Origin of the sequence: Pseudoxanthobacter sp. M-2 (assembly GCF_046156265.1) — a bacterium.
In the GTDB taxonomy this organism is placed as follows: domain Bacteria; phylum Pseudomonadota; class Alphaproteobacteria; order Rhizobiales; family Segnochrobactraceae; genus CAMDHY01.
Window position 1 is genome coordinate 1,152,977 of the sequence record NZ_JAWDIR010000011.1, and the last position, 12,581, is coordinate 1,165,557.

The following is a 12,581-nucleotide window of genomic DNA, read 5'->3' on the forward strand; positions in this document are numbered from 1 at the left end:
GGCGCCCCGCCTTGCGGGTGGGGCGCTCAGTCGAGGAGCGCGTCGAGGCCGCGTGTGAGGCCGGAGCGCGTGCCGACCTTTCGAGCCGCGAGCAGCGTGCCAGCGACATAGGGCAAGGCGGACGAACCGGCGTCGTGGCGGATCGTCAGCCGCTCGTCCGGCGCGCCGAACACCGCCTCGCAGGACAGCACGAACGACGGCAGCCTGAGCGAATGCACCTGCACCGGCGTCGGCTGGCCGACGGCCGCGCCGCGCGTCGCCGGCAGGCCGGAGAGCTCCGCGACGGGCTTCGAGGTCGGGGCCTGCCGCACGGCCGCCAGCATCTCGGCGAGCTCGCGGGCTGTGCCCGACGGCGTATCGGGCTTCTTGGCGGAGGCGTAGTCGATGATCTCGACGTCGGCGACGTACTTGGCCGCCTCCAGCGTGAACCGCCGCAGCAGCGTCGCCGTGATCGAGAAGTTGCCGGCCGCGACGACGCCACGACCGAGCGTCACCGCGGCGTCGTGGATCTCGGCATAGTCGTCGGCGCCGAGGCCGGAGGTGCCGACGACGACGTGGCGGCCGGCGGCGAGCGCGGCGAGTACGTGGCCCTTGACGACGTTCGGCTTCGAGTAGTCGACGACGACGTCGGACGGCGCCTCCAGCGCCTCGTCCAGCGTCGCGACGATGCGCACGCCGACGGGGTCGAGCCCGGCCGCCTCGCCGGCGTCGCGGCCGGCGGCGGAGCGCGCGACGGCGGCGGCGAGCGTCAGGTCGCCGGCGGTGGTGATCGCCGCCACCAGCGCCTTGCCGACCCAGCCGGTCGCGCCGACCAGGGTGATGCGGACCATGATCGGCTCCTTGCTCTGGTTTGCCGGCTAGCTGTTCAGATCAACGGCTCTCTCAGAAGAACGCCTGGATGCCGGTCTGGGCGCGGCCGAGGATGAGGGCGTGGACGTCGTGGGTGCCCTCGTAGGTGTTGACCGTCTCGAGGTTCACCATGTGGCGGATGACGTGGTACTCGCCGGAGATGCCGTTGCCGCCGTGCATGTCGCGCGACATCCGGGCGACGTCGAGCGCCTTGCCGCAGTTGTTGCGCTTCACGAGCGATATCGCCTCCGGCAGCACGCTGCCCTCGTCCATCAGGCGGCCGACGCGCAGCGCCCCCTGCAGGCCGAGCGCGATCTCGGTCTGCATGTCGGCGAGCTTCTTCTGGATCAGCTGGTTGGCGGCGAGCGGCCGGCCGAACTGCTTGCGGTCGAGGGTGTAGTTGCGGGCCGCGTGCCAGCAGAACTCGGCCGCCCCCATGGCGCCCCAGGCGATGCCGTAGCGGGCGCGGTTGAGGCAGCCGAACGGGCCCTTCAGGCCGGAGACGTTCGGCAGCAGGTTCTCCTCCGGCACGATGACGCCGTCCATGACGATCTCGCCGGTGATCGAGGCGCGCAGCGACACCTTGTTCTCGATCTTCGGGGCCGTGAGGCCCTTCATGCCCTTCTCGAGGATGAAGCCGCGGATGGCGCCACCGTGCGCCTCCGACTTCGCCCAGACGATGAAGACGTCGGCGATCGGGGCGTTGGTGATCCAGATCTTCGAGCCGGTGAGGCGGTAGCCGTCCGACACCTTCTCGGCGCGGGTGCGCATCGAGCCGGGGTCGGAGCCGTGGTCGGGCTCGGTGAGGCCGAAGCAGCCGACCCACTCGCCGGTGGCGAGCTTCGGCAGGTAGCGCTTGCGCTGCGTCTCGTCGCCATAGGCGTAGATCGGGTGCATGACGAGCGACGACTGCACGCTCATCGCCGAGCGGTAGCCCGAATCGACCCGCTCCACCTCGCGCGCCACCAGCCCGTAAACGACGTAGGAGGCATCGGCGCCGCCGTATTCCTCGGGGATCGTCGAGCCGAGCAGGCCGAGCGCGCCGAGCTCCGTCATAATCTCGCGGTCGAAGCGCTCCTCGGCGAAGGCCGACAGCACCCGCGGCTGCAGCTTCTCCTGGGCGTAGTCGCGCGCGGCGTCACGCACCATCCGCTCGTCCTCGGTGAGCTGCGCTTCCAGCAGGAACGGGTCCTCCCAGACGAAGGAGGCGGCTGCGGCGGCGGTGTGACCGGACTTCTCGGCGGGTGCGGACATCGAACGGATTCCTCGAAACAGGCTGGCACGGCGGACGTGACGATCAGCCGGCACATTCGCGCAAGGTGCCGGTGTGAGCAAGGTTCGCGCTTGCGCTCGGGCACAGCACGACCGACCTTGTCGCCCGCGGCGCGGGAACTGCGCCGTGCCGCGGGTCTTATCGCAAGATGGGGCCGTCCGTCGCGAAGCCAAGGTCGCGGCACAGAGACCCGGCCGGGAGGGGCCATGCAGCCGACCAAGTCCGTCGTCGCCGACATCGGGGGCACCAACGCCCGTTTCGCCTGGCTCGACGCCGCAGGGCAACCCTTCGGGGTCAAGGTCCTGCCGGTGCGGGACTATCTCGGCATCGCCGAGGCATTTCTCGCCTTTACCGGAGGCGTTCCGGTCGAGCAGGCCTCCGTCGCGGTCGCCTGTCCGGTGAACGAGGACCTGATCAAGCTCACCAACTCGCCGTGGGTGTTTTCCAAGAGCGCCACCAAGGAGCGCCTCGCGCTCGCCCGCTTCGACGTCATCAACGACTTCACCGCCCAGGCTCTGGCGCTGCCGCGGCTGACCGGCGCCGACATCGTGCCCGTCGGCCCGGCGATGCCGGTGCGCGCGACCGAGCCGCTGGCCGTCGTCGGTCCCGGCACCGGCCTCGGCGTCGGCGGCCTGCTGCCGATCGGGCCGGGTCGCTGGGTGCCGATCTCGGGGGAGGGCGGCCACGTCTCCTTCGGCCCGGTCGATGCGCTGGAGCGCGAGGTGCTGTCCCGCCTGTCGCAGCGCTACGATCGCGTCTCGACCGAACGCATCCTGTCCGGCGCCGGCCTCGTGCTGCTCCACCAGACGCTGGAAGAGATCGAGGGCCGCCCCGACGACGGGCTGACCGACGCCGCGGCGATCACCGCCGCCGGCCTCGCCGCCGACGGTCCGGCCCGGGCCACGCTGCTCCGCTTCCTGGCGATCCTCGGCTCCGTCGCCGGCGACGTGGCGCTGACGCTGGGCGCCACCGGCGGCACCTTCATCGGCGGCGGCATCACGCCGCGCCTCTTGCCGCTCGTGCCGGAAAGCCAGCTCTTGTCCCGCTTCCACGACAAGGGCCGCGTCGGCCGCATGCTGAAGGACGCCCCCCTCAACGTCGTCGTCGCCCCCTGGGCGGCGTTGCACGGCGCGGCGGCGCGGCTCGACCATCCCGCGCCGGGATGAGGCGGAGCGGCGCGACTGCGCCGCCACTCAGAGCGGCAGGCGGAAGTGCAGTTCGTGCAGGCCGCGGACCGACCGCGTCACCAGCACCGGAGACAGGCGCTGGATGAGGTAGCCCGCGAGCGACCGCGTGAGGTCGGGATTGTCGACCAGGTCCTCCGCCGAGGGGGGCGCGCCCGATAGCTCCGGCAATGTCCCCACATAGCGGACGATCACCTCGAAGAAGAGGTCGTCGTAGCGCGTCTCGACCTCGATCTCGGGCCTCGCAGGATCGACGAGGCCGTCTCCGAGGAGCTCGATCGCCTGCCAGGCGACATGAGCGCCACGATGGACGACGTCGTGGCGCGCCCCCCAGCGGCGCCCCTCCGCCTCGAGGAAGCGGGCCACGTCGTCGTGCGAGGCGGAGGCCGAATCGAAGCGGCGGGTGACGCGCTGGGCGGCACCGATGCGAAACAGCGCCAGCAGGCCGACCGCCACCAGCACCGAAACGGCGAAGGCAGAGAACGTCACGGGACGCAGTTCGGGCAGGCGCGCGTCGAGCAGCGCGCGGATGGGTTCGTAGGCGATGGCGGTGACGAACCCGATCCCGATCGCCAGCACCTTGCGCCCGTCGAGCATGCGCGATCCGACGAGCTGCAGCCCGGAGACGGTGGTGAAGGCGGACAGAAAGAGGAAGAGCGCGCCGGTGACGCCGGACGGCAGCATCAGCCAGAAGCCGATCACCTTCGGCAGCACTGCGGCGAGCGCGAGGAAACCTCCCGTCCAGAACGCCAGCGCCCGGCTGGTGCAGCCGGAGGCAGCGGCGAGCATCACGGCGCCACCGGAGGCGACCATCGGCAGCGCGTTCATCATCGATCCGACCAGGTGGACGACGCCCTCGGCGCGGACACCGCGGGAAATCGAGACGAGGTCCGGCGACTTCCAGTCGGCGTCGTTGTTGCGCTGGGCGATCGTCTGGACGCCGATGGAGGTCAACGCGAAGACGAAGCCGGTGACGGCGAACGGGATGATGGCGTGCTCGTCGAAGCCCCAGCCGAAGACGGGCAACCGCGGCAGACCGAAGAGCGGCGCCGCATCGAACAGCGCCACGGCGCTCGGATCGAGCAGGCCGAACGCGGCGCTGGCGGCGAAGCCGACGCTCAGCCCGATCAGCGTCGTGAACAGCCGCAGCCGCGTGCGGACGTAGATGTGGAGGCCGACGAGGGTCGCGAGGGTGAGCCCCGAAATGGCGTAATGCAGGGTGGCCATGTGCTCCTGCGCCGGCCCATCGATGATGAGGATCAGCCCCTGCTGCCCGAGGCCGACGCCGATGAGGAAGATGGCGAGGCCAGCGATCTCGACGGTGAAGATGCCGCGCAGCCGAACGATCACGAAGCTGAACAGCACCTGCGTCAGGCCCGCCACCGCCACCATGCTGAAGCTCTGACCGGGATTGAGGCCTTCGTGGCTGGCGAACAGCAGCGCCGGGATCGCCGCGGTGGTGCACTGGAGCGGGTAGAACAGTCCGGCCCCGAGGCCGAAGCGGCCGATGCCTTGCAGCAGCACGGCCATGGCGGCGGCCAGCAGCGTCGCGCTGGAGAGGTGCAGGAACACCTCCGTGCTCAGCCCGAGATTGGCCATCGCGAGGCCCGGGACGCCGAGCAGCGCCGTCAGGAAGGCGAGCTGCTGCAAGGCGACGAACACCGCCACACGCGGCGGAGGCAGGTCGTTGAAGCCGTAGACCAGCCCTTCGGGCTTGCGCATCGGCTCAGGTGACCGGCATGAGCGGCTGGCCGGGCGCGTCCGTCGCCCAGAGGTCGCCGGTGTCGAGGTCGAACCACCAGCCGTGCAGGACCAGCGTCCCCGCCTCGACGCGCTCGCGAACCCACGGATAGGTCATCAGGGAATCGAGCGAGCCCAGGACGGAAGCCCGCTCCGCGAGGAAGGGAACCTCCTTCAGGCGGTCGAGCGGCATTTCGCGACGGCCGTCCTCGGCGGTCGGATCGGCGACGTGGAGTCGGCTCGCCGCCAGCGCCGTCTCGACCCACGGGCCGATGAAGTCGCGGGGCGGCCGGTCGCCGCCGGCCGTCGCCAGCATCGCCCGGATGCCGCCGCAGTGGGCGTGGCCGAGGACGACGATGTGATCGACCTTGAGGTCGCGCACCGCATATTCGATGGCGGCACCGGTGCCGTGCAGGCCCTGATCCGGGGCGTAGGGCGGCACGAGATTGGCGACGTTCCGAACCACGAAAAGTTCACCCGGGCCGGCGCCGGAGAGGATCGCCGGGTCGACGCGCGAATCCGAGCACGAGATCATCAAGGTCGCCGGCTCCTGGCCTTCGGCCACGAGGCGGCGCATCAGCGCTGGCGCCTCCGCGTAGAAGCGCGATTTGAAACGGCGCACGCCCTCGACGAGATGACCGATGTCGCGGCAGGCGTGGTGCGGAGCGTCGCCGCCCCCGGATGGCTGATCTGTCACGCGTTCCTCGCTCTCGTGGCAGGTCGAAGGCGGCCGTCTGCGCGGCGCTACCCTGCGTAGCGGAAAGTGGCGCGCAGGAAAAGTTTGACGAAACCGAAGAGCAGCCGGCTACTCCGCCGCCATCGCCTGTTCGTAGCTCGACGACAGCTCCAGCCACTCCTCCTCGGCCCGCGCGAGCGAGCGCACCGCGTCGGCGCGTTCCTTGGCGAGGCGGGTGCCGCGCTGCGGGTCGGCGGTGAAGGCGGCGGCATCGGCCATCGCGGCGTCGAGGCGGGCGATCGCCGCCTGCAGCTTTTCCACCTTCTTCTCGGCCTCGGAGATCTGCTTCTTCAGGGGCGCGAGCTGGCCGCGGCGGTCGGCGGAGGCCTTGCGGCGGGCCTGCGAGTTCTCGCCGTCGCGCCCGCCGCGGTTCTCGCGGGTGTTGCCGAGGACAAGGCGGCGGTAGTCCTCGAGGTCGCCGTCATAGGATCGCACGCCGCCATCGGCGACGATCCACAGCCGGTCGGCGGTCGATTCGACGAGATGCCGGTCGTGGCTGATCAGGATGACGGCGCCCTCGAAGCCGTTCACCGCATCGACGAGCGCGGCGCGGCTGTCGACGTCGAGGTGGTTGGTCGGCTCGTCGAGGATCATCAGGTTGGCGCCACCGAGCGTCGCGAGCCCCATCAGCAGGCGCGCCTTCTCGCCGCCCGACAGGTCCTTGGCCGGCGTATCCATGCGGTTGGTCGGCAGGCCGAAGCGGTCAACGGTGCCGCGGATCTGCGATTCGCCGAGGTGCGGCAGCCGCGCCCGGACGTGCTCGACCGCCGACTGCGCCGGGATGAGGTCGTCGAGCTGGTGCTGGGCGAAGAAGGCGACGTTGAGCTTGGGCGCCCGCATCATGTGGCCCGACAGCGGCGGCAGCCGGCCGCCGATCAGCTTGGCGAACGTCGACTTGCCGTTGCCGTTCGAGCCGAGCAGCGCGATGCGGTCGTCGTCGTCGATGCGGAGCGACAGCCGCGACAGCACCGGCTTGTCCGGGACGTAGCCGACCGAGACGCCGTCGAGCGTGATGATCGGCGGCGCGAGGATCGCAGTCGGCTTCGGGAAGTGGAACGGCCGGACGTTGTCCTCCACCACCGCGGAGATGGTCGCCATCTTTTCCAGCCGCTTCATCCGCGACTGCGCCTGGCGCGCCTTCGAGGCCTTGGCGCGGAAGCGGTCGACGAAGGCCTGCAGGTGCTTGCGCTCGGCGATCTGCTTCTCGCGCGACTTCATCTGCAGGGCCTGCGCCTCGAGACGCTGGCGCTCGAAACTGTCATAGCCGCCGCGATAGGAGACGAGCTTGCCCTGGTCGAGGTGGACGATGGTGTCGACGGCCTTGTTGAGGAGGTCGCGGTCGTGGCTGATCAGCACGACGGCGTGCGGATAGCGCGCGAGATAATTCTCGAGCCAGAGCGTGCCCTCGAGATCGAGATAGTTTGTCGGCTCGTCGAGGAGCAGCAGGTCCGGCGCCGAGAACAGCACGCCGGCGAGCGCCACCCGCATCCGCCAGCCGCCGGAAAACGACGAGCACGGCCGCGCCTGCGCCGCCGCGTCGAAGCCGAGGCCCGACAGGATCGCCGCCGCCCGCGCTTCCGCCGAATGGGACTCGATGTCGGCAAGCCGCACATGGATCTCGGAGATGCGGTCGGGGTCCGTCGCGGTCTCGGCTTCGGCGAGAAGCTCGGTGCGCTCCTTGTCGGCCTCCAGCACCACCTCGACGAGCGACTGCTCCGTTCCGGGCGCCTCCTGCGCGACCTGGCCGATGCGAACGCCGCGGTTGATCGAGATCTCGCCGCCGTCGGGGCTGATCTCGCCGGTGATCAGCCGGAACAGCGTCGTCTTGCCGGCGCCGTTGCGCCCGACGAAGCCGATCTTGGTGCGCGCGGGCACGAGCAGGCTCGCCTTGTCGAGCAGCGTGCGGCCGGCGATGCGATAGGTGAGGTCTGAGATCGTGAGCATGACGGCGCTGATGTGCCCGCTTTCGGCGCGTTAGACAATCGCTGCGCTGCAACAGATCCGATCGACGGTTTGCCGTTTCGTCGCAGGCGGCACGCCGCGCCGCTCCCAACTGACCGACGTCGAGTGGAGGTTCATCGTGCCCTTGCTGCCGAACAAACCCCGCGGTGTGCCGCGGGCGGACGAGAGGACAGTTCTGAACCGCACTGGGAGATTCCCGCCGCTCGGCCCTGGCGGCAGCGCAATGTGCCAAAATGTGCGTTGCTGAAGCTCAGATCAAGGAAAGGTGGGGAAAGTATAACACACTATTGCTGAGCCGAGCTTTGGATCGTGTCGGCAAGCCGCAAGGCCAGCGCCGCGATGGTGAGGGTTGGGTTTGCCGTGGCTGATGTCGGGAATACTGCGGAACCGGAAACGAAGAGATTCGAATGATCGTGACTGCGCAGATCGCCGTCGACGACGGACGTCTTCGGGTCGGAGCCCATTCGAAGCGTTCCAATGATATGGCCGGCTCCCTTCGGCTGCGGGCTGTGGTGCATTTCCGAGACACCAAGACGCTGGAAGATGTCTTCATGAGCCGTCCGCGCTGCCGCCAGGCCTGCCTGCACATAACTGTCGATGCGGTAGGAAAGGCGCGGCAGCGGGATGCCATACATGTCCCGCTTGGCTGGATCGAGGGTGACGCGGTTGTCAGGGTCAGGCAGTTGCTCGACCAGCGAGGCGAGGCGGACCTGGCGAGAGGTCTGTCGGCGGAGCGCCTCATCAAGGTCCTTGCCGCGTAGTCCCTGGTTGGCAAGGTCAACGGCCGTCGAGATCGGGGCACCGGTCGGCCAGGACCAGCCGTCATTCCCGATCTCTATTCTGAAGGCGCCACGCAAGCGCCGGAAATCACCGTCGCGCAGGTTCTCGATCCCCGATGTCGAGAGCGGGCCGCGAAAGGGGAAGACGGGATTGTTTGCGAGAGCCCATGAAAGCTGCGTCGGGTGATCCATCAGATTGCGGCCCACCTGGCCGGAACCGTTCGCTACGCCGTTGGGGATGATCTCGCTTGCAGAGTTGAGCAAGAGCCGTGGGCTTTCGATCGCGTGCGCTGCCAGCACAAAATAGCGTGCCTGCAGCGATCCCGCGCTGCCATCCCAGCGCGTGAACTTCGCGGCGGTGATCCGGTTGTCGTTGTCGGTCTCGAGCGCCACCACATTGGTTCTGCTGAGCAGCACGGCACCGGCCTTGGTGGCGCGGGCCACATGGACCGTTGCATCATATTTCGCCTGCACGGGGCAGACCGGGATGCAGCTCGCGTTTCCGCAGCAGGCAGGGCGGTCGCGTTGATCCTTCGAGTTGCGTGCCTGTGGCGTGGAACGCACCTCATAGGCGGATCCCTCGAGAGCCGAGGTGAAGGCCTTGTCCAGGAAGGTCTGTGAAATCGCAGGCATGGGATAGCCGGTTGTCCGCGGCGCACCGAGATCGGCGGTTCCATCGCCTGAGACACCAAGCTCGTTCTCCGCCTTGTCATAGTATGGAGACAGCGTGGCATACTTGATCGGCCAGTCCTGGCCCTGGCCGAAGCGCGTGCGCATCTCGAAGTCGTTGGGCACCAGCCGCAGCGCTGTCCCCAGCCAATGCCAGGTCGTGCCTCCGACCGTCTTCAGATAGGTGCTCGCAAATTTGTCGGGCCCCGTCTGCTGATACCAGGAATCGAGGTCGTCGGAGACCGGGTGCAAGGCCTGTGGCACCGGAGGATAGGGGCATTCCGGCACCTTGATCGCTGCCGACCAGTAGCGATCGACGGCGGCCGAACGGTCAACCTCGTCTCCGGCTTCCAGGATCGTGACCTTCAGACCTTTCTCGGCGAGGTGTGCGGCGATCAGGGCGCCAGCGACACCGGATCCGATGATGGCGATGTCGGTGGTGAAGCTGTCCGTCATGAGAGGTCAGGGCTCCTCCCCGAGGGGCGCTTCACTCCAGTAACCGGCGTCGCCTCCACACGATCCCCACGGCTTGGTATAGGACAGGGCACTCCAGACCAGCGCTTCGTTGAAGCCGGTTACCTGATTGGCGCCCGAGAGTGGTGAAATCCCGCTGTACCAGGCAGCGACAACCGCATTGGCAATCTTCGACTTGCTGTTTTCAGGCGCTGGATCGGCAATGAGCGCGGCGATGTCATCGCCCTGTCCCGAGGCTATGAAGGCGTCCAGGATAGTCTTGCCCATATCGTCATTCAATGAAGGCTGCCCGGTCAGTTTTGCCGACATTGCGATGAACGCTTCGAGCGAGGGAGACGCGATGGCGCTGCCGGGAGCGAGGATTTTGGAGCCGACCAGCAAGGACGCTGTCAACGCGCCGTTTCGGAGCACTCTTCGCCGGGAAACAATCCAAGTCATCACGAACCTTCCGCGATATCCAGCGACGAGACCAGACCTGACTCCCTGCCGAAGCACACGTCATGCAACGGCGACGACAGCGACGCCCTCTGCGGTACGCTTGCCGCGCGCGGCGCCCGGGGCTTGTGCGAAGCCGATGCCGAACTGCAAGCGGCGCCCGCCATTCAGCGCCTTCCCCTGCCGCCAGCGCAACCTCGTCGACGATTTGGATGCGCTTTTTGAATCGGTGACCTAGGATCGGCCGACGGGAACCGTCGTTCCACGGAGGGGATCAGGCCATGTGTGTTCCGGGCTGTCAGGAGTTCATCACGCGCAAGCTTTCGCGGCGCGGTTTCTTCAAGGGCGTCGGCGGCCTCGGGGCGACGGCGGCGGCCGCCACGGTCTTCCAGGCCTCGGCGGTGCCGGCGCGGGCGGCGACCTTCACCGCGGCGGTCGACCTCACCCACGTGCTGGCGCCGGACTTCCCGACCTTCCCCGGCATCCCGGCGATCGAGATCAAGCCGAAGTACGTCATCGACAAGGACGGCTACAACCTCAACATCTGGACGCTCGAAGAGCACGTCGGCACCCACATGGACGCGCCGCTGCACTTCTCCAAGGCCGACAGCGGCGCCCAGTCGGTGGCCGAGATCCCGGTCGGCTCACTCGTCGTGCCGCTCTGCGTCATCGACGTGAAGGCGAAGGCGGCCGCCGATCCGAACTACATGGTGACGGCGGACGACATCGCCGCCTTCGAGGCCGCGAACGGCGCCATTCCCGCCGGCGCCTGCGTCGCCATGAATTCCGGCTGGTCGTCGAAGGTCGGCACGCCCGGCTTCCGCAACGCCGACGCGGCGGGCGCCATGAGCTTCCCCGGCTTCAGCAAGGCGGCGACCGATGCGCTGTCGGCCAAGAACGTCGTCGGCATCGCCGTCGACACGCTGTCGCTCGACCCGGGCAACTCGAAGGACTTCGCCGTCCACTATTCCTGGCTCCCCTCCGGCCACTGGGGCCTCGAGTGCGTCGCCAACCTCGACGACGTGCCGGCGACGGGGTCGACCCTGGTGGTCGGCGCGCCGAAGGTGAAGGACGGCACGGGTGGGCCAAGCCGGCTGATCGCGCTGGTGTGATGGGGAGCACCCCCGTCGGTCGGTGTCCTTCTGCGCTGGCTGGTTCCGAAGGCCGTCGCTGACCGGCTGCGCGGCTGTCCTATTGCCCGTCCGACTTCGGTTTGAATGGGAGGCGGGCCGAGCGAAGTGGAGCGCCTGCACGCACCCTCATTCGGCTTCGCCGTCCATGGCATCCGGAACGTCGTGACAAAGCTCTCTGCCCCGCGTCCCCACCCCCAATCCGTCATCGCCCGGCTTGACCGGGCGATCCATCCCAAGCACCTAATGCTCGTAGTCTCCGCTGCCTGGATGCCCCTTCCAAGTGTTCACACCGGAGCATCCATGCCGAGGATACGATAGGCGCCTCAGCCTGAATGGATCGCCCGGTCAAGCCGGGCGATGACGGAATGGTTGAGTGGATCCCGATGAACCGAAGGCAGAGACCAGTCGCTTCGCTTGACAGTCCGTGCCTCGGCTCACTCCTTCCGATGATTGCGCGCTATGTCTGAGACGGAAGCCTTCGATGCGGCCATGTTCAGCATCTACCGCCGGGCAAAGGACGAAACCGGCTACAATGCCACCATCTTTCTCGGAATGCTGACGAGGATGAAAGGCGTTGCGACTGCGAAGCAGCTCATCAACGCTCGAAATCCCTCCGACGGGTACACTGCACTTTATGAACGAGGCCGCCTCGATTTGACTGTCGAAGCACTCATTCTGGAGAATGCGCGCTGGCACCCACTATTCACACCCGATGAATTGGAGCGGTGCCGTAGGCGTCTGCGGGACTACAAGTACTCACCGAAGGCCAGTGCGCCTCCCTGACCTGCCATTGTTCCGCCACCACTACATCCCCATCCCGCTCTCCCGCTGGAACATGATCAGGTCCAGCTCCGGCGCCTTGCCGACGAGCCGCGTCAGCATCGCGTGGCACTGGCCCCTGTGGTGGGTCTGGTGGTTGAAGAAATGCAGCAGCGCCGGGGCGAGGGGCTGTTCGATGTCGACGGGATTCGTGATCGGCTGGTAGCGGAAGCGGCCGGCGAGTTCGGCGGACGAGAGGCCCTCCACCCAGGCGATGATGCGGGCGTCCTCGGCGCGGCGGGCGGTGGCAAGGTTGGCGAACCTGTCGTAGGGCACCTCGTTCAGTGCCCGCGGCGATGGGCCCTCGCCGGTGAAGCGCCGCATCCAGATCCGGTCGGCCGTGATGAGGTGGTTGAGCGTGCGGTGGACAGAGCCGAAGAAGGCCTCGCAGTCCATCCGCAACGCATAGTCGTCCAGCGCCCCGGCTGCTGCGTAGACGCGCTCGTTCGCCCAGGCGTTGTAGCGGGCGAGCATGGGGAACAGGGTCTCGACCATCGTCATCTCCCGTCTTCGCCGCCGCGGGCGAAC

At 68.1% G+C, this 12,581-nt stretch carries 11 protein-coding genes; 3 read left to right on the top strand and 8 right to left on the bottom strand.

The window, feature by feature from the left end:
• Positions 1 to 26: 26 nt before the first annotated feature.
• Together dapB and RUR49_RS10330 are read right to left on the bottom strand one after the other, a co-directional pair.
• Positions 27 to 833, bottom strand: a complete 807-nt coding sequence (dapB, locus tag RUR49_RS10325) for a 4-hydroxy-tetrahydrodipicolinate reductase (RefSeq protein WP_409146378.1) — start codon at positions 831 to 833, stop codon at positions 27 to 29.
• Positions 834 to 882: 49 nt separating this feature from the next.
• The gene (locus RUR49_RS10330) at positions 883 to 2,103 is read right to left on the bottom strand and encodes an acyl-CoA dehydrogenase (RefSeq protein ID WP_409146271.1); all 1,221 of its coding nucleotides are present in this window, start codon (positions 2,101 to 2,103) and stop codon (positions 883 to 885) included.
• A gap of 225 nt (positions 2,104 to 2,328) precedes the next feature.
• On the opposite strand from RUR49_RS10330, the gene glk reads away from it, so the two are divergent.
• A complete protein-coding gene (gene glk / locus RUR49_RS10335) occupies positions 2,329 to 3,288 on the top strand; it encodes a glucokinase (protein ID WP_409146272.1) in 960 nt (319 codons plus the stop codon).
• A 27-nt stretch (positions 3,289 to 3,315) separates the two neighbouring features.
• Here the strand turns inward: glk and RUR49_RS10340 are convergent, their stop codons facing one another.
• From RUR49_RS10340 to RUR49_RS10360, 5 genes are all read right to left on the bottom strand, one after another.
• Positions 3,316 to 5,028 (bottom strand): solute carrier family 23 protein, encoded by a 1,713-nt coding sequence (locus RUR49_RS10340; protein WP_409146273.1) that lies wholly within the window; start codon positions 5,026 to 5,028, stop codon positions 3,316 to 3,318.
• Between the two features lie 4 nt (positions 5,029 to 5,032).
• On the bottom strand, positions 5,033 to 5,743 hold the full coding sequence (locus RUR49_RS10345) for a carbonic anhydrase (RefSeq protein ID WP_409146274.1): 711 nt from the start codon (positions 5,741 to 5,743) through the stop codon (positions 5,033 to 5,035).
• A gap of 108 nt (positions 5,744 to 5,851) precedes the next feature.
• Positions 5,852 to 7,726, bottom strand: a complete 1,875-nt coding sequence (locus RUR49_RS10350) for an ABC-F family ATP-binding cassette domain-containing protein (protein ID WP_409146275.1) — start codon at positions 7,724 to 7,726, stop codon at positions 5,852 to 5,854.
• A gap of 302 nt (positions 7,727 to 8,028) precedes the next feature.
• The gene (locus RUR49_RS10355; RefSeq protein WP_409146276.1) at positions 8,029 to 9,648 is read right to left on the bottom strand and encodes a GMC family oxidoreductase; all 1,620 of its coding nucleotides are present in this window, start codon (positions 9,646 to 9,648) and stop codon (positions 8,029 to 8,031) included.
• Positions 9,649 to 9,654: 6 nt separating this feature from the next.
• Positions 9,655 to 10,104, bottom strand: a complete 450-nt coding sequence (locus tag RUR49_RS10360) for a sugar dehydrogenase complex small subunit (RefSeq protein ID WP_409146277.1) — start codon at positions 10,102 to 10,104, stop codon at positions 9,655 to 9,657.
• 278 nt (positions 10,105 to 10,382) lie between these two features.
• Between RUR49_RS10360 and RUR49_RS10365 the strand changes: the two genes are divergently transcribed.
• Together RUR49_RS10365 and RUR49_RS10370 are read left to right on the top strand one after the other, a co-directional pair.
• Positions 10,383 to 11,213 (top strand): cyclase family protein, encoded by an 831-nt coding sequence (locus tag RUR49_RS10365; protein WP_409146278.1) that lies wholly within the window; start codon positions 10,383 to 10,385, stop codon positions 11,211 to 11,213.
• A 510-nt stretch (positions 11,214 to 11,723) separates the two neighbouring features.
• Positions 11,724 to 12,017: a hypothetical protein gene (locus RUR49_RS10370; protein ID WP_409146279.1), complete on the top strand. Its 294-nt coding sequence runs from the start codon at positions 11,724 to 11,726 to the stop codon at positions 12,015 to 12,017.
• Positions 12,018 to 12,038: 21 nt separating this feature from the next.
• Here the strand turns inward: RUR49_RS10370 and RUR49_RS10375 are convergent, their stop codons facing one another.
• Positions 12,039 to 12,548, bottom strand: a complete 510-nt coding sequence (locus tag RUR49_RS10375; RefSeq protein WP_409146280.1) for a DinB family protein — start codon at positions 12,546 to 12,548, stop codon at positions 12,039 to 12,041.
• Between the last annotated feature and the right edge of the window lie 33 nt (positions 12,549 to 12,581).

What these genes read in the sequence shown, in the direction of transcription:
- RUR49_RS10350 (WP_409146275.1), bottom strand. Translation starts at nt 7,726, where the DNA reads ATGCTCACGATCTCAGACCTCACCTATCGCATCGCCGGCCGCACGCTG.
- glk (WP_409146272.1), top strand. Translation starts at nt 2,329, where the DNA reads ATGCAGCCGACCAAGTCCGTCGTCGCCGACATCGGGGGCACCAACGCC.
- RUR49_RS10340 (WP_409146273.1), bottom strand. Translation starts at nt 5,028, where the DNA reads ATGCGCAAGCCCGAAGGGCTGGTCTACGGCTTCAACGACCTGCCTCCG.
- RUR49_RS10375 (WP_409146280.1), bottom strand. Translation starts at nt 12,548, where the DNA reads ATGGTCGAGACCCTGTTCCCCATGCTCGCCCGCTACAACGCCTGGGCG.
- RUR49_RS10330 (WP_409146271.1), bottom strand. Translation starts at nt 2,103, where the DNA reads ATGTCCGCACCCGCCGAGAAGTCCGGTCACACCGCCGCCGCAGCCGCC.
- RUR49_RS10360 (WP_409146277.1), bottom strand. Translation starts at nt 10,104, where the DNA reads ATGACTTGGATTGTTTCCCGGCGAAGAGTGCTCCGAAACGGCGCGTTG.
- RUR49_RS10365 (WP_409146278.1), top strand. Translation starts at nt 10,383, where the DNA reads ATGTGTGTTCCGGGCTGTCAGGAGTTCATCACGCGCAAGCTTTCGCGG.
- RUR49_RS10355 (WP_409146276.1), bottom strand. Translation starts at nt 9,648, where the DNA reads ATGACGGACAGCTTCACCACCGACATCGCCATCATCGGATCCGGTGTC.
- RUR49_RS10370 (WP_409146279.1), top strand. Translation starts at nt 11,724, where the DNA reads ATGTTCAGCATCTACCGCCGGGCAAAGGACGAAACCGGCTACAATGCC.